This is a genomic window from Methylobacterium sp. UNCCL125 (assembly GCF_900116795.1).
In the GTDB taxonomy this organism is placed as follows: domain Bacteria; phylum Pseudomonadota; class Alphaproteobacteria; order Rhizobiales; family Beijerinckiaceae; genus Methylobacterium; species Methylobacterium fujisawaense.
On record NZ_FPBW01000002.1, the window covers coordinates 1 to 15604 of the forward strand.

The 15604-nt window shown below is 73.5% G+C and carries 13 protein-coding genes and 1 pseudogene; 8 read left to right on the forward strand and 6 right to left on the reverse strand.

The window, feature by feature from the left end; all coding sequences use genetic code 11:
* Positions 1-847: pseudogene (locus BM396_RS00010) on the reverse strand (glycosyl transferase); the annotation flags it as partial.
* 330 nt (positions 848-1177) lie between these two features.
* Here BM396_RS00010 and BM396_RS00015 point away from each other — a divergent pair.
* From BM396_RS00015 to BM396_RS00030, 4 genes are all read left to right on the forward strand, one after another.
* Positions 1178-1810, forward strand: coding sequence for a PadR family transcriptional regulator (locus BM396_RS00015; RefSeq protein WP_043379768.1), 633 nt, complete (start codon positions 1178-1180; stop codon positions 1808-1810).
* Between the two features lie 30 nt (positions 1811-1840).
* Positions 1841-2758: a glycosyltransferase family protein gene (locus BM396_RS00020; protein WP_244538774.1), complete on the forward strand. Its 918-nt coding sequence runs from the start codon at positions 1841-1843 to the stop codon at positions 2756-2758.
* Positions 2755-3711 carry a glycosyltransferase family 2 protein gene (locus BM396_RS00025; RefSeq protein ID WP_043379762.1) on the forward strand — a complete coding sequence of 319 codons (957 nt, stop codon included), beginning with the start codon at positions 2755-2757 and terminating at the stop codon, positions 3709-3711. The genes BM396_RS00020 and BM396_RS00025 overlap by 4 nt, the downstream gene beginning before the upstream one ends.
* Positions 3712-3823: 112 nt before the next feature.
* Entirely contained in the window at positions 3824-4747 is a 924-nt protein-coding gene (locus BM396_RS00030) for a hypothetical protein (protein ID WP_043379759.1), read from the forward strand.
* Between the two features lie 9 nt (positions 4748-4756).
* On the opposite strand, the gene rutD is transcribed toward BM396_RS00030, so the two are convergent.
* From rutD to rutA, 4 genes are all read right to left on the reverse strand, one after another.
* Positions 4757-5557, reverse strand: a complete 801-nt coding sequence (gene rutD, locus BM396_RS00035) for a pyrimidine utilization protein D (RefSeq protein WP_043379757.1) — start codon at positions 5555-5557, stop codon at positions 4757-4759.
* Positions 5557-5943 (reverse strand): pyrimidine utilization protein C, encoded by a 387-nt coding sequence (rutC, locus tag BM396_RS00040; RefSeq protein WP_043379755.1) that lies wholly within the window; start codon positions 5941-5943, stop codon positions 5557-5559. Before rutC ends, rutD begins: the two co-directional genes overlap by 1 nt.
* A gap of 114 nt (positions 5944-6057) precedes the next feature.
* Positions 6058-6819: a pyrimidine utilization protein B gene (gene rutB, locus BM396_RS00045; RefSeq protein ID WP_043379752.1), complete on the reverse strand. Its 762-nt coding sequence runs from the start codon at positions 6817-6819 to the stop codon at positions 6058-6060.
* On the reverse strand, positions 6819-7913 hold the full coding sequence (rutA, locus tag BM396_RS00050; protein WP_043379750.1) for a pyrimidine utilization protein A: 1095 nt from the start codon (positions 7911-7913) through the stop codon (positions 6819-6821). Before rutA ends, rutB begins: the two co-directional genes overlap by 1 nt.
* 482 nt (positions 7914-8395) lie before the next feature.
* On the opposite strand from rutA, the gene BM396_RS00055 reads away from it, so the two are divergent.
* A complete protein-coding gene (locus tag BM396_RS00055) occupies positions 8396-8809 on the forward strand; it encodes a DUF4864 domain-containing protein (RefSeq protein ID WP_043379747.1) in 414 nt (137 codons plus the stop codon).
* Positions 8810-8851: 42 nt separating this feature from the next.
* Here the strand turns inward: BM396_RS00055 and BM396_RS31775 are convergent, their stop codons facing one another.
* Positions 8852-9190 (reverse strand): hypothetical protein, encoded by a 339-nt coding sequence (locus tag BM396_RS31775; protein ID WP_043379745.1) that lies wholly within the window; start codon positions 9188-9190, stop codon positions 8852-8854.
* A gap of 210 nt (positions 9191-9400) precedes the next feature.
* Here BM396_RS31775 and thrC point away from each other — a divergent pair, with 210 nt between their 5' ends.
* The 3 genes from thrC (at position 9401) to BM396_RS00075 (ending at position 15376) form a co-directional block, all read left to right on the forward strand.
* Positions 9401-10813: a threonine synthase gene (gene thrC / locus BM396_RS00065; protein ID WP_043379743.1), complete on the forward strand. Its 1413-nt coding sequence runs from the start codon at positions 9401-9403 to the stop codon at positions 10811-10813.
* Positions 10814-10901: 88 nt separating this feature from the next.
* Positions 10902-12197, forward strand: a complete 1296-nt coding sequence (locus BM396_RS00070; RefSeq protein WP_043379741.1) for a M16 family metallopeptidase — start codon at positions 10902-10904, stop codon at positions 12195-12197.
* Positions 12198-12499: 302 nt separating this feature from the next.
* Positions 12500-15376, forward strand: coding sequence for an EAL domain-containing protein (locus BM396_RS00075; RefSeq protein WP_236952982.1), 2877 nt, complete (start codon positions 12500-12502; stop codon positions 15374-15376).
* Positions 15377-15604: the final 228 nt, after the last annotated feature.

The following is a 15604-nucleotide window of genomic DNA, read 5'->3' on the forward strand; positions in this document are numbered from 1 at the left end:
CCGGCCGCGGGCTGACCCGCGCCCGCCAGCCCTCCGCCACGTAGTGGCGCAGCAGCGCGGCGTCCGAGGCCCCGGCCAGCGCCTCGGCCTGGGGGCCGGGCAGGCGCTGCCGGTAATGGGCGGCGTCGAAGTAGGGGGCGAGGGTCTCCATCCGCAGGGCCAGCGCCGCGTCCGGGTCGGGCCGGGCGGGTCCGCCGTTGCGGACGTAGTGCACCAGCGGGTTCTGGGTGGCGAAGGTGAGGCCGCGGGTGAGGCAGTAGGCCAGAGTGTCGAACTGCGGTGCCGGCTCGCGGCCCTCGCGCCAGCCGGAGGCCATGTAGTGGTCGACCGGATCGACGCCGGCGGCGGCGAGGTCGGGGTTGTTGGCCAGGTAGAAGGCCCCGTCCACGAGGCGGCGGGCGAGGCGCTCGGCCTGGGCCGTGTCGGGCTTGGGCAGGGGCGCGCCGGCCGCGCCGGCCGCCCCGCCCTCGCCGCCGGCCCGGGCGCGCCGGCGCGTGAGGGCGTGCAGGAACGGGTTGATGCCGGCCCGGGCGAGGTAGGGGCGGTCGGCGAGGTAGGCGGCGGAGTCGAAGTCGGGGCGCGGGTCGCGGCCCTCACGCCAGCCGTGGACGAGGTAGTCGCGCACCGGATCGGCCGTGATCCCGTACCAGCTCGCGTAGAAGGCCGCGTCGACATGCGGGGCGAGGGCGCCGATCAGGCGCGCCTCGAGATCCGCACCGGTCGCCGCACCGGCCCAGCGGCGGTGCAGCGCCGCCGGCTTGGCCAGCGGATCGCGCAGCCGGCCGAGGCGGCGCCGCATCCGCGTCAGGGCCGAGGTCCGGCCGGTCCCGTCGGAGCCGCGGCGCATCTCAGGACTCTGCGGAGGGGCGTTCGCCGCGGGCCGTCACGAGGCGCGGCATCCATCGGCCGCCCGCCGGGCGGGCGCGGTCGAGGCGCGGGGCTCTGATCGGGTCATGGGCGGCAGCTGGCGGGCAGCGTCGGGGGCGCAAGGCGGCGCGGGAGCGGTCATCCTGTCGGACACCTGTCGCACTAACGGAACCGGCGGAATCCGTAAACCGTGGGTCGCCGGCACCGTCCGCCCAGGATGGCGGCGTCGCGGGTCGGAGGCAGGCGCCTTGCGGGCATCCGGTTTTCGATATATCTTATATTTAGACATATCGAAATCGAGTCGAAAATCATGCACCCACACCGCCCGGATGTCCTGCACGCCGATCCCTTCGATGCCTTCCGCGTCCGTGCCCATCGCGGCCCGATGGGGGCCGATCCCCGCGGGCGGCACGGTCCGCACGGCCACCACGGTCGCGGACCCGGGGAGCGCCGGATGTTCGGCCGGGGCGGCCGGGGCGACCTCGCGCGCTTCTTCGCCCACGGCGACCTGCGCCTCGTCATCCTGCACCTGATCGCCGAGAAGCCGCGTCACGGCTACGAGATCATCAAGGCGATCGAGGAGCGGGTCGGGGGCGCCTACAGCCCGAGCCCCGGGACGGTCTACCCGACGCTCACCCTGCTGGAGGAGCTCGGGCACGTCACGGTCACCCCTGGGGAGGGCACCAAGCGGTTGCACACGATCACGCCGGAAGGGCAGTCCGTCCTGGACGGCAACCGCCCGGTCCTCGACGCGATCCTCGCCCGGATGGCGGAGGCCGAGGCCGCCCGGGGCGACGGTCCGCCGCCCTCGGTGGTGCGCGCTCAGGAGGGTCTGAAGCTCGCCCTGCAGATGCGGCTCGCCCGCGGTCCGCTCAGCGCCGAGCAGGCCGCCGCCGTCACGGCCGCGCTGGAGGCGGCGACCGCCGCGGTGGAACAGGCGTGAGGGATCGCGATCGCCGCCGGGACGCGACCGGTGCCTGACCCGCGGCTCAGCCGCCTCATGCTCGGGGTCACCCTGTTCCGGCCGGGTCCGGAACAGGTGGAGCGCCTGTGCGCCCTGGCCTCGGCCGGCTTCGCGGCGGTGATCGCCTTCGACAATGGCGGCCTCCCGGCCGGGGCGGCGGAGCGCCTCGCCCGGGCCGGCGTCACGCTGCTGTCGGAGGGGACGAATCTCGGCATCGCCGAGGCGCTCAACCGGATCGCCGCGGCCGCCCAGGCCGCGGGCGCCGGGGCCCTCCTCCTCCTCGACCAGGATGCCGAACCGCCCGGAGATCTCGCCGCCGCGCTGCTGACGGCCCAGGACCGGCTGCGGGCGGCCGGGATCCCGGCGGCGGTGGTGGGCCCGGCCCCGGCCCCGGCGCCGGGCCACAAGGCGCCCGCCTACCCGCCCCGTCCCGGCGCGCCGGGGCATGGCGACCTCGCCCCGGTGCAGTTCCTGGCGACTTCGGGCTCGCTCGTCGACCTCGCCGCCTTCGCCCGGGTCGGGCCCTTCCGCGGCGACTTCTTCATCGACGGGGTCGAGCTCGAATGGTGCTTTCGCGCCTGGAGCCTCGGCTACGGCTGCTACCAGACCCGCGCCGTCGCGATCCCGCACCGCGTCGGCGGCGGGACGATCCGGGCCTTCGGGATCGCGATGCCGCGCCAGCCCCTGTTCCGCATGGGGACCTATCTGCGCAACGCGATCTACGCGTGGCGGCTGCCGCACGTGCCGCTGCGCTGGAAGCTCGCCCAGGCCGCCTACCTGCCGCTCCAGGCCGGGCTGTACTGGGCGGATTCGGGCTGGCGGCCCGCCGTGCTGCTCAGGCTCCTCGCGGCCGCCCGCGACGGCGCCCTCGGGCGCCTCGGGCCGCCCCGGGATCTGCCCAGAGATGAGCCGAGAGATCTGCCGTGACCGACCGCCCTGCCCTCGACGTGGTGATCGTCAACTGGAACGGCGGCGGGCTGCTGCGCGCCTGCCTCGCGAGCCTCGCGGCCGCGCAGGACGCCGCGGCCGTGCAGGTCACCGTGGTGGACAACGCCTCGACGGACGGCTCCATCGAGACCCTGCCCGCCCTGCCCCGCCCGCTCCGGCTGATCCGGAACGCCACGAATCTCGGCTTCGGCCGGGCCTGCGACCAGGGCGCCGCCGCCGGCGACGCCCCCGCGATCCTGTTCCTCAACCCGGACACGCAGGTCGCGCCCGACGCGCTCAGCGTGGCTCTGGCCGCGCTGATGGCCGACCCGCGGACCGGGATCGTCGGCGCGCGCCTCGTCGAACCCGACGGGCGGACCGCGCGCTCCTGCGCCCGGACCCCCTCGGCGCTGGGCCTCCTCGGCCGCGCCCTGGCGCTGGACCGCCTCGGCCTCCTGCGGCCGCACTTCCTCCTCGAATGGGACCATGCCGCGGACCGCGCCGTCGACCAGGTGATGGGCGCCTTCCTGATGATCCGCCGCGACCTGTTCCGGATGCTCGGCGGCTTCGACCCGCGCTTCTTCGTCTACTGGGAGGATGCCGACCTCTGCGCCCGAACCCGGGCGGCGGGCTTTTCCGTGCGGCACGTGGCCGGGGCGGTCGCCCGCCATCTCGGCCAGGGCACGACCCGGCAGGTGCGGGCGCGGCGGCTGTTCTACTTCCTGCGCAGCCAGATCCTCTATGCCGGCAAGCACCACGGCGTCGCCGCGGCCCTCGCCCTGACGGCGGCGAGCTTCGGCGCGCAGGTGCCCCTGCGGCTCGCCCTGGCCCTCGCCCGCCGCTCCCCCGGGGAGGCCGCGGAGGTCCTGCGGGCGGCGGGCCTCCTGGCCGCGGCGCTGCCGGGGCTCGTGCCGGACCTCCTGGGGTCCGCGCGCGCGCGGGCCGCCGGCTGAGCGGGATGGCGATGCCGCACGCGACCCGAAGCGCCCTCCGCGCATCCCCGCTCACATCCGCCGGCCGCCTCATCGGCCGGGCCGGGGCCGCGGCGCCGCACCGGATGCGGCCGTGAACCTGACCTTCGCCGGGGACGGCCGGTTCTGGGCCTGCGCCTTCCTGGGCCTCGGCCTGCCGGTCTGCCTCGCGCTGGCCTGGATCGATCTACCCGGCGAGACCCCGTCCGCCCTCGATGCCTTCGTCCGGCTCCCCCGCATCGCCGCGTTCCTGAGCCTGGGTCTCGCCGCCCTGGCCGTGGCGACCCGGGGACGGGCCGCGCTGTTCGCGCTGCTGTGCTGGCCGGCCTCCCTCGCGGCCGCCTCCGGTCCGGACGGGCTCGTCCTCGCGCTGGCGGCCCTCGCCGCCGCGCTGCTCAGCCCCCGGCCGATGACGGGCCGGTACAGGCCTGCGCGCCTCGCCGGAGCGACGCTGGCGATCGCCCTGGTGGTGCTGGCGCGGCCGGCCTGCGCCCCCCTCGCCGGGATGCTGCTGGTGCCGTTCCCGCCGCCGGGACGGCTTGCCCGCACCTGCCGGGAGCGGCTGCCCCTCGCCGCAATCGCCCTCTTGCCCGCCCTTCTGCCGGCCCTCTCGGCTGCGAGCCTCGGGACGCCGCACCCCGCCGGAGCCGGGCACGGGCCCATGGCCCTGCCCGTCCCGCTGCCCGGTTTCCTCTTCGGGCTCTGGGCCGTCGCGCTGCTGGTGCCGCTGGTCGCGCTGCGGCGCGGCCCCCTGCCCCCGCGGGCGGAGCGGCTGTGGCTCTCGGGGGGCGCGCTGCTCGGCCTCTGGCTGATGGTCGGGGCGCAGGCCCTCGCCCCGGCGGGCGGCCCCGGCGGGCTGCAGATCCGAGACCTGCTGCCGCTGGCGCCGATGCCGATTCTGGCCTTCGCCCGGGGGCGGATCGGCACCGCGGCGGCCCTGCGCTGGCCGGCCCTGCTCGTGGTGCTGGCCGCCGCTCTCGACGCGGTGGCGCTGCCGATGATCGCGCTGCGGCCGTAGGAGAAACGCTCAGTCCCGGTCGAGGAAGTCCAAGAGTGCCCGGTTGAACGCCTCGGGCCGGGTGACGCTGTGGGCGTGGCCGCCGTCGGGGGCGAGGGCGAGCCGGGCCTTGGGCAGCGCCGCCGCCAGCCGCTCGGACCGCGTGTAGGGCACCAGCACGTCGTCCCGGGCCGCCATCACCAGGGTCTCGTGGCCGATCGATCCGAGACGCTCCGCCACCGTGAAGCGCTCCAGGGCGGCGATGCGCGCCAGCACGGTCTCGGCGCCGGGGAAATGCGCCAGCGCCTGCGCCTCGTCGCGGGCGACGCGCTCGGCCTGCGCGGAGAGCCAGGGCGCCGGGTACAGGAAGATCGCCTGGGCCCGCACGAAGGCCTCCGGGCCGCCCCCCGCCAGGATCGCCCGGCGGGCCGCGAAGCAGCGGCGCGTGGCCGGGTCCAGGGCGTCCCAGCCGTTGATCACCACGATCCGCCCGACCCGGTCGGGCGCGTCCAGCGCCATCTGGAGGGCGATCAGGCCGCCCAGGGCGTGGCCGACCACGTCCGCCCGATCGATCCCGGCTTCGTCCAGCACCGCGCACGCGTCCCGCGCCATGGCGGGGATGTCGTGGTCCGGCCCGAGGGGGCCGGGCGAGCGCCCGGTGCCGCGATGGTCGTAGGTGACGACCCGGAACCGCGCGGTCAGGGCCGCCATCTGCGGCGCGAAATAGCCGGCCCCGCCGCCGAGCCCCGGCGAGAGCAGCACCGGCCGCCCGTCCGCCGGGCCCGCCACCGCGTGATGGAGGGAGGCCGCCCCCGCCGCGCGCCTGGCCATCAGCGGCCGATATGGGCGACGGAGGCGATCTCCACGCGGGCCTCGGGCTTCACGAGGCCGCACTGAATGCAGTAGCGCGCCGGTTTCTCGCCCGAAAAATACTCCGCGTAGACGGCGTTGATCGCCGCATAGTCGGCCCAGTCCGCCAGGAAGACGTGGTTGAAGGTGACGTCGGCCATCGTGCCGCCCGCGGCCTCCACCACACCCTTGATGGTCTCCAGCACGTGGCGGGTCTGAGCCGCCGCATCGCCGACATGGACCACCTGGGCATCCGCATCCAGCGGCAGCGTGCCCGAGACGTACAGGACCCCGTCGGCCAGCGTGCCCGGCACGTAGGGGGCCAGCGGCTTGCCGGTTCCCGGCGGTATCACGACCTGCTTGGGCATTCCCCTGCGCCTCCCGCACGCGACCTGTCGGCCGGCCCTTGCAGGCTGCGCGGGAGGCCGCAGCGCGGCGGCGTTCGGGCACCCTGCCGGTCACCGGCCGGATGCGCGATGCACTTATCCGGCCAGGTCGACGCCGGCAGCGTCAACCGCAGCGGGTGAAGGCGCCCCGAGTGCTCTCTCGAAGGCGGGGACGTCCGAGACCCAGCCGAAGAAGGTCTCGATATTGGCGAGCGCCGCGTGGTGCAGGCTCTCCGGCCCGGCCTGGTGCGTGGCGTCGGCCAGCACGATCCCGAAATACTCCCGGTGGAACCCGTCCCGCAGGGTCGACTCGACGCAGACGTTGGTGGCGATGCCGGTGAAGACCAGCGTGGTCACGCCCCGGGCCCGCAGGGTGCTGTCGAGGGGCGTGTTGTAGAAACCGCTGTAGCGCGGCTTGCCCATCACGATATCGCCGGGCTCCGGCCTCAGGGCGTCCACCAGCGCGTAGTCCCAGGATCCCTTGGCGAGAAGCTGCGTGTTCGCTTCAGGATTCCGGCGCATCGTCTTGAGGGCGTTGGATTTGTGCCAGTTCGGCGAGCCCGGGCCTCCGGCCTCGACATAGGCCGGGTCCCAGCCGTTCTGGAACCACAGGACCGGGATGCCGGCGGCCCGGGCCGCCGCCACCGCCCGGGCGATCCGGGCGATCACCGGGCCCGTGCCTGACACGTCGAAGCCGGCCCGGTCGAGATAGCCGCCCGGGCTGGCATAGGCGTTCTGGACGTCCACGACGATCAGGACCGTGGTCGCGGGATCGAAGGCGATCGGCTCCGGGCGGGCCGGCAGGATGACGCCGCCGTGGCGGCCGTTCGGGTCGCGATATCCGGCGGGGGCGTCCATCAGGCCACCTCGGGCAGCGGCGCCGCCGTCACGTGCCGGCGCGACCGCATCAGCGGCTGGATCCGCGTCCCGAAGGCGTCGAGGCCCTTGAGGAAGTCGTCGAAGACCAGCAGCACGCCCTCCACCCCGTCGATGGTCATGACGGCGTCGAGCATCGCGGCCACGCCGGCGTAGCTGCCCACCAGGGTGCCCATGTTGAGGTTCACCGCCGAGGCCGGGTCGGCGAGCTGGCGCACGTTGGTGTCGCCGCCGGACTTGGTGTCGGCCGCGCCCTGGAGGCCGAGCCACGCGATCGCCTCGGAATCCGCGCCCGCCTTGTAGTGCGCCCAGGTGGCCATCGCCGCCTCGTCGGTCTCGTCGGCGATGATCATGAACAGGGCGAAGGCCGTCACCCGCCGCCCGGTCCGCGCGCTGGCCTCCGCCAGCTTCTCCACCACGGGGGCGAAGGCGGTCGGCGTGTTGAGCCCCTTCCCCAAGCAGAAATTGTAGTCCGCGTACTGGGCCGTGAAGGCCAGGCCGGCGCCGCTCTGGCCGGCGCAGATGATCTTCATGGGGGCCTGCGGACGGGGGCTCAGCCGGCAATCGTTCATCTGGAAGAACGCGCCCTTGCGGTCGCTGACACCCGTCTCCCACAGATCGCGCAGAATCTGAGCATACTCCGCTAAATAGTCGTAACGCTTCGCAAAATACTCATCCCCGGGCCAGAGGCCCATCTGGTCGTATTCCGGCTTCTGCCAGCCGGTGATGAGGTTCAGGCCGAAGCGCCCGTCCGAGATCGAATCGATGGTCGCGGCCATGCGGGCGACGATGGCGGGCGGCAGGCACAGGGTCGCCGCGGTGGCGAACAGCCGGATCCGGGTGGTGACGGCGGCGAGCCCCGCCATCAGGGTGAAGGATTCGAGGTTGTGGTCCCAGAACTCGGTCCTGCCGCCGAAGCCGCGCAGCTTGATCATCGACAGGGCGAAGTCGAGGCCGTAGCCCTCCGCCTTCAGGGTGACCGCCTTGTTGAGCGCGAAGCTCGGGCGGTACTGCGGGGCGTTCTCCGAGAGCAGCCAGCCGTTGTTGCCGATCGGAATGAACACCCCGACGCTCATGGCCGGCCCGGCTCCGGGCGCCGGCCCCGCTCCGGGCGCCAGCCCGGCTCCGGGCACCGGCCCGGCTCCACGGTCCGGAGCGGCCGCGTCCGGGATCGCGTCCGGGATCGCGTCCAAGGGCGGCCCGGTTCGAGGGCCGGCGCGATCGTCCGCATGGCTCTGCATCATCGTCCCACGCTCCGTCCGGTCGGTTCCGCCGGAACCGAGTCGACGCGCGGAGGCTCGCAAAACCGCGGCGGAGGGTCAAACCCGCGGCGCCCGTGCGGCGCGAAAATGCCTATCTTTCCAGCGGCTTGCACAACCGAGGCGCGATGTCTGCTCAACCCGTGCGCGCGTCCCGTCCGGCCGCGCCGACCCGCCGAGACAAGCTTTCGTGCGGCAAGATTACCGGCGATGTCGGGCATCGATTGCCGTCGACGGAGCGGAGACCATCTTCACACGACAATGATAAATCTCGATCCGACCCTGCCGGAGTGACATCGATGCGCGTGTGGCCCGTCCTGCTCCTCGTCCTCGGCCTCGGGGGACCGGCGGTGGCCGACGAGGCGGCGCGCGCGGCGGCCCGGGCGGTGATCGCCAAGCAGGAGCAGGCGCTGGGCCGCGACGACGCGCAGACCGCCTACGAGCAAGCCGCGCCGGGGATCCGGGACCTGTTCCCGAATGCCGACCTGTTCATCGGCATGGTCCGGAACCAGTATCGTCCGGTCTACCGCCACCGCAGCTTCGTGTTCGGCGAGGCGCGGGACACGGACGAGGCGGGCGTGGTCCAGTCGGTGGCGATCCAGGACGAGTACGGCATCGACTGGACGGCCGAGTACAGCCTCGCCCGGGACGCGGACGGGCAGTGGCGCATCACCGGCTGCCGCCTGGTCAAGGCACCCGGCGCGCGCGCCTGAGGGGTGCCCGCCACCGTCGCGGCGGGCACGGGCCTGTCGGCCTCAGGGCCGGAACGCCGCGAGCCTGTCGAGCATCTGCAGGGCGACGTCGGCGCAGGCCTTCGTCGAATCGTCGTCGGCGCATTTCACGTCGAGGCGCGCGTCGCCGCGCTCCAGCACGATATGGGCGGCCCGCGACGGCGGTGGCGGCGGCGGAGGTGGCGGCGGGGGCCCGTCGGGACCGGGGCCGCGCCTCGGGTCGCCGGGCGGCGGCGGCGGGGGTGGCGCGCCGGCCTCGGGGCCGGGCCGCGGGCCGCCGGGCGGCGGCGGTGGGGCCTGCGCGAAGGCGGCGGTGCCGCACAGCAGCGCCGCGGCACCCGCGAGGGCGATGAGTCGGGTCATGTCGGCTCTCTCCGAGGCTCGATCCGCCCCGCCGGCTGGGGCGCCGCGGGGTGCGCCGGCTCTAGGGCGTGCCCGGGAAACCGGCCCTGAACCGGCCCGTTCAGCCCCGGTTAAAGGCCGGGCCCCCCGGGCGGACCGGCCGCGTCGTCCGGAGCTTTCGACAGGCCCGCCCGCATCGTGTAGAGGGAGCGCCTTCCCTCGGAGGACCCTGTGCTCCACGTCTCGACTCGCGGCGCGGCCGCGCCGCTCTCCTTCTCGGACGCGCTCCTGGCGGGCTTGGCCCGCGACGGCGGGCTCTACGTGCCGCAGACCTGGCCGCAGATCGGCCGTCCGGAGATCGCCGCCCTGGCGGGCCGCCCCTACGCGGAGGCCGCCAAGTGCGTGCTGCGCCCGCTGATCGACGGCGACGTCGCCGGTCCGGACCTCGACCGGATGATCGACGCGGCCTACGCGACGTTCCGCCACCCGGCGGTCTGCCCGCTGACCCAGCTCGACGACAACCTGTTCCTGCTGGAGCTCTTCCACGGGCCGACGCTCGCCTTCAAGGACGTGGCGATGCAGCTGCTCGGGCGGCTCATGGACCACGTGCTGACCCAGCGCGGCGCCCGTGCCACCATCGTGGGCGCGACCTCGGGCGATACCGGCTCGGCCGCCGTGGAGGCCTTCGGCGGACTCGACCGGGTCGACGTGTTCATCCTCTACCCGCACGGGCGGGTCTCGGAGGTCCAGCGGCGGCAGATGACCTCGGTGCCGGCGCAGAACGTCCACGCGCTGGCCGTCGACGGCACGTTCGACGATTGCCAGAACCTCGTCAAAGCCCTGTTCCAGCACGCCGATTTCGCCGACGCGGTGCGGCTGTCGGGCGTCAACTCGATCAACTGGGCCCGGGTCGCCGCGCAGGCGGTCTACTACTTCACCAGCGCGGTGGCGCTGGGCTCGCCGCACCGCCCGGTCTCCTTCGCGGTGCCGACCGGTAATTTCGGCGACGTGCTCGCCGGCTGGGTCGCCAAGCAGATGGGCCTGCCGGTCGGGCGGCTGATGATCGGCACCAACGCCAACGACATCCTGGTGCGCACCCTGGAGCACGGCGCCTACGAGCTGCGCGGCGTGGTGCCCACCACCTCGCCCTCCATGGACATCCAGATCTCGTCGAACTTCGAGCGGCTGCTGTTCGAGGCGCTGGGGCGCGATTCCTCCTCCCTGTCGCGGCTGATGGCGGGGCTGAAGCAGTCCGGCGGGTTCTCGCTGAGCCCCGAGGTTCTCGCCACGGTCCGCTCGGACTTCGACGCCGTCGCGGTGCCGGAGCCTGACGTGATGGAAGAAATCGCCCTGACCCAGGCCGCCACCGGAGTGGTGCTCGACCCCCACAGCGCCATCGGCGTGCGGGCCGGGCGGCGGCTCCTGGAGCAGGATCCGGCGACCCCCGTGGTGGCGCTCGCCACCGCGCATCCCGCCAAATTCCCGGACGCGGTCGCCAAGGCCACGGGCGGCCTGCGCCCCGCCCTGCCCCCGCACCTCGCCGACCTGATGGACCGGCCCGAGCGCCTGACCCGGGTGGCCAACGACCAGGCCGCTCTGGAGACGCTCATCCGCGAGCGCGCCCGCATCACGAGGGGGGCGTGAGCTTGGCGCGAGTCGCGCGACGAGCCCCCTCTCCCGCACGGGAGAGGGGACCCGCGCCCGATCCGGCCCCCTTCGCGACGAGCCGTCGATGAACCAGCACTTCTCTACGCACGCCGCCTCGCCGTCCCTGCGCACCACGCGGCTCGACAACGGCGTCACGGTGGTCACCGAGCCGATGCCCGGGGTCGCCACCGCCAGCCTCGGCGTCTGGGTCGGGGCCGGCTCGCGCAACGAGCGCGCCGACGAGGCCGGCCTGTCCCACCTCATCGAGCACATGGCGTTCAAGGGGACGCGGACGCGCTCGGCGCAGAAGATCGCCGAGGAGATCGAGAATGTCGGCGGCGAGATCAACGCCGCCACCTCCACGGAGGGGACGAGCTACACCGCCCGGGTCCTGGGCGAGGATGCCGGCCTCGCCCTGGACGTGATCGGCGACATCCTCACCGATTCGGTGTTCGACGCGGGCGAGCTCGCCCGGGAGAAGGGCGTGATCCTGCAGGAATACGCCGCCGTCGAGGACACCCCCGACGACGTGGTCTACGACGCGTTCACGGAGGCCGCCTTCCCGGACCAGCCGGTCGGCCGGCCGATCCTCGGGCGGCCCGAGACGATCCGGAGCTTCGACGAGGCCGGCATCCGCGCCTATCTCGACCGGGAATACACGCCGGACCGCATCGTCGTCGCCGGCGCCGGGGCCGTGACCCACGAGGCGATCGTGGCGGCGGCCGAGCGCCATTTCGGGGGGCGGCCCGCCAAATCCGCCCCCGCCTCCGTGCCGGGCGTCTACGGCGGCGGCGAGCGGCGGATGCCGCGCAAGCTCGAGCAGGCCAACGTGGTGATCGGCCTGCCGGGCCTCTCCTTCCGGGACGACCGCTACTACGCGCTGCACATGTTCGCGCAGGTGCTGGGCGGAGGCCTGACCTCGCGGCTCTGGCAGGAGGTGCGCGAGACCCGCGGCCTCGCCTACGAGATCCAGGCCTTCCACTGGCCCTTCTCGGATTGCGGCCTGTTCGGGATCGGCGCCGGCACCGCCGGGGCGGACCTGCCCGAACTCGTCGACGTGACGCTGGCGGCCACCGCCCGGGCGGCCCGCGACCTCGACGCCGTCGAGATCGCCCGCGCCAAGGCGCAGCTCAAGGTCTCGCTGCTCTCGGCGCTGGAGACGCCGGGCGGGCGCATCGAGCGCAACGCCCGCCAGATCCTGGCCTGGGGCCGGGTGATCCCCGCCGGAGAGGTGATCGACAAGGTCGACGCCGTCACGGTGGCGGATGTCCGGGCCGCGGCGGCCGCGATGCTGCAGGGCACGCCGACGCTGGCGGCGATCGGCCCGATCCGCAAGCTGCCCGCCCTCGACAAGATCGCAGGTGCGCTCCGAGCGGCCTGAGAGGCGGTCGGATCTCCGCGAACAGGGATCCGGCTCCCCCGCATCCCGAGGCGCCCGCCGACGCGGGCACCGCAGGCTGCGGGGGCGTGTGGAATGGACCGGTTCCGAGATGCTCAGAATCTTGCCGCGGAGCCGCCCCCCGCCCCGCCCAACTTGATTTGGCCGCAAAGGGGCGCGATCCGCGGGCGGTGGACCGGCCCCGGGGCGACCTTGCCCCAGGTGAGGCCCACCCCTATCGATCAAGGCCGCCCGGGCGGCTGACGCCGAACCTCGCACGGCCGGAAGTCAAGACACCCTTGCGCATCCTCGCCCTCCTCCTGTCTCTGGTCGGCGGTCTCGTCGGTGCCCTCGCGCTGGGGGGGCCGGCCCGGGCCGTGGAAGCGGTCCGCGTCACCCTCGACGCGCCGGTGATCGACCTGACCACCGCGATCGAGCGCTACCGCTCCGACGGCGACCTGATCCAGATCTCCACGGCGCCCGGCAAGGACGGCATCGTCCGCCGCATCGTCGTGAAGGCCCGCGACGCCGGCGCCCGGCCCGACTGGATCGTGTTCGCGCTCACCAACGACACCGACGAGCAGATCGACCGCATCCTCGTCGCCCCGCATTTCCGGCTGGTGGATTCCGGGGTGATCTGGCCCGATCTCGGCGGCTCGCGGATCGCCGCCATCACGGCGAGCCAGGGCATCCGCCCGGAGCGCGACGAGAACCCGGAAGCCGACCAGTTCACCATCACGCTGGATCCCGGCGCCACCGTCACCTACGTGGCCGAACTGCGCGGCTCCAACGTCCCCCAGCTCCGCCTCTGGGACCAGGACGCCTACCGCCGGAAGGCCGCAGGCCTGACCCTCTACAAGGGCATCATCATCGGGATCAGCGGCCTGCTGGCCCTGTTCCTGACCATCGTGTTCGTGGTCAAGGGCGCGATCATCTTCCCGGCCGCCGCCGCGCTCGCGTGGTCGGTGCTCGCCTATGCCTGCATCGATTTCGGCTTCCTGCAGCGGGTCTTCCCGGTCACCGAACTGGCCGAGCGGGTCTACCGGGCCTCCGCGGAGGCGGTGCTCGGGGCGACGCTGCTGGTCTTCCTGTTCGCCTATCTCAACCTCGCCCGCTGGCACGTGCGCTACAGCCATGTGGCGTTCTTCTGGCTCGCCTTCCTGGCCGGCCTCGTGGGGCTCGCGGTGTTCGACCCGCCGGTGGCGGCGGGCGTGGCCCGGATCTCCATCGCGGCGGTGGCCGGCATCGGCCTGCTGCTGATCGTCTACCTCGCCGCCCATAACGGCTACGACCGCGCCATCCTGCTGGTGCCGACCTGGCTGCTCCTCGTCGTCTGGGTGACGGCGGCGGGCTTCGCGGTCACCGGCCAGATCGGCAGCGACCTCGTGCAGCCGGCGCTGATCGGCGGCCTCGTGCTGATCGTGATGCTGATCGGCTTCACGGTGCTCCAGCACGCCTTCGCGGGGGGCGGGCTCAGCCACGCCCTCGTGTCCGACACGGAGCGGCGTGCGCTGGCGCTGACCGGCGCCGGCGACGTGGTGTTCGACTGGGACGTGCCCGCCGACCGGGTCTTCGTGGGCCCCGAGATCGAGGGCCAGCTCGGCCTCGCCCGGGGGACGCTGGAGGGACCGGCCACCAACTGGCTCGGCGCGCTCCACCCCTTCGACGTGGAGCGCTACTCGGCGGCCCTCGACACGGTGATCGAGGAGCGGCGTGGCCGCATCGTCCACGATTTCCGCCTGCGCTCGGAGGCCGGCGCGTTCTTCTGGTACCGGCTGAAGGCGCGGCCCGTGATCGGCGCCGACGGCGAGGTGATTCGGGTGGTCGGCACCATCGCGGACGTCACCGAGGTGAAGACCGCCGAGGAGCGCCTGCTCCACGACGCCGTGCACGACAGCCTCACCGGCCTGCCGAACCGCGAATTGTTCGGCGACCGGCTCGATGCGGCGCTCGCCTTCGCCGGCCAGGACCAGCGCCTCAAGCCCACCGTGATCGTGCTCGACGTCGACCGGTTCAAGGGCATCAACGACGCCATCGGCCTGTCGGCCGGCGATTCGATCCTGCTGACCCTGTCGCGCCGGCTCGGCCGGCTGCTGCGGCCGCAGGACACCCTGGCCCGGGTCGCGGGCGACGAGTTCGCGGTGATCCTCCTGTCGGAGCGCGACCCCGACCGGATCCTGGCCTTCGCCGAGATGATCCGCCGGGCGATCGCCACGCCGATCACCTACGCGGACCGGGAGATCTTTCTGACCGTCTCGATCGGGCTCGCTCTCTACGAGGCCGGCGCCAACCTGAAGCGCGACGAGGTGTTCAAGAGCGCCGAGATCGCCATGATCCAGGCCAAGCGCAACGGCGGCGACCGCATCGAGGTGTTCCGCGCCCATATGCGCACCGACCGCTCCGACCGGCTGATGCTGGAGAGCGATCTGCGCAAGGCGATCGAGCGCAACGAATTGCGGGTGCTGTTCCTGCCGGTGGTCCGCCTCGAGGACCGCACGGTGGCGGGGTTCGAGACCGTCCTGCGCTGGGACCATCCGAAGCTCGGCCGCATCCCGGCCTCGACCTTCATGCCGCTCGCCGAGGAGAGCGGCTTCGTGGTCAATCTCGGCATCTTCGCCCTGGAGCGCACCGCGCTGGAACTCGCCGCCTGGCAGCGCTCCCTGGAGGTCGAGCCGCCGATCTTCGCGGCTTGCAACCTGTCCTCGCGCCAGCTCCTGCGCCACGACCTCCTGCACGACGTGAAGACCGTGCTGGCCCGCTCCGGGGCCCTGCCCGGCTCGCTCAAGCTGGAATTCAGCGAGAGCCTCGTGATGGAGAATCCGGAATACGCCGCGCAGATGCTGGCCCGGATCCACGACCTCGGCGCCGGCCTGTGCCTGTCGGATTTCGGCACCGGCTACTCGGCGCTCTCCTATCTCCAGCGCTTCCCCTTCGACACGATCAAGGTCGACGCGACCTTCGTGCGCCAGATCGGCACCGGGCAGACCGCGATCCTGCGCTCCATCGTCCGCATGGCGAGCGAGTTGAACCTCGCCATCGTGGCGGAGGGCTGCGAATCGGAAGCCGACGCCCAGGCGCTGGCCGGGCTCGGCTGCGAATACGCGCTGGGCCCCGCCTTCGGCGAGCCGATGACCATGCTGCAGGCCCGCCAGATCGTCGGCGCGGCGCCTGAGGCGGCCTGAGATCCCTCCTGCGGGGCCGACAGGTGTGCTGCCGGCCACCGACACCATCGCGGCCGGGGATGCGATGCCTCCGGACCACGTCAGGCTCGTGCGGGACGGCTTCGCGAAGGTGCGGCCCATGGCCGGGACGGCCGACCTGCCCTGAGGCCGCCTGTTCGAGGTCGCCCCGCCGGCGCATCGCATCCCCGCTTCCCCGCGGACAGGACCGAGCAGACGCTGACGCCGACG

What these genes read in the sequence shown, in the direction of transcription:
- BM396_RS00015 (WP_043379768.1), top strand. Translation starts at nt 1,178, where the DNA reads ATGCACCCACACCGCCCGGATGTCCTGCACGCCGATCCCTTCGATGCC.
- rutD (WP_043379757.1), bottom strand. Translation starts at nt 5,557, where the DNA reads ATGGCCAGGCGCGCGGCGGGGGCGGCCTCCCTCCATCACGCGGTGGCG.
- rutC (WP_043379755.1), bottom strand. Translation starts at nt 5,943, where the DNA reads ATGCCCAAGCAGGTCGTGATACCGCCGGGAACCGGCAAGCCGCTGGCC.
- rutB (WP_043379752.1), bottom strand. Translation starts at nt 6,819, where the DNA reads ATGGACGCCCCCGCCGGATATCGCGACCCGAACGGCCGCCACGGCGGC.
- rutA (WP_043379750.1), bottom strand. Translation starts at nt 7,913, where the DNA reads ATGAGCGTCGGGGTGTTCATTCCGATCGGCAACAACGGCTGGCTGCTC.
- BM396_RS00055 (WP_043379747.1), top strand. Translation starts at nt 8,396, where the DNA reads ATGCGCGTGTGGCCCGTCCTGCTCCTCGTCCTCGGCCTCGGGGGACCG.
- BM396_RS31775 (WP_043379745.1), bottom strand. Translation starts at nt 9,190, where the DNA reads ATGACCCGACTCATCGCCCTCGCGGGTGCCGCGGCGCTGCTGTGCGGC.
- BM396_RS00070 (WP_043379741.1), top strand. Translation starts at nt 10,902, where the DNA reads ATGAACCAGCACTTCTCTACGCACGCCGCCTCGCCGTCCCTGCGCACC.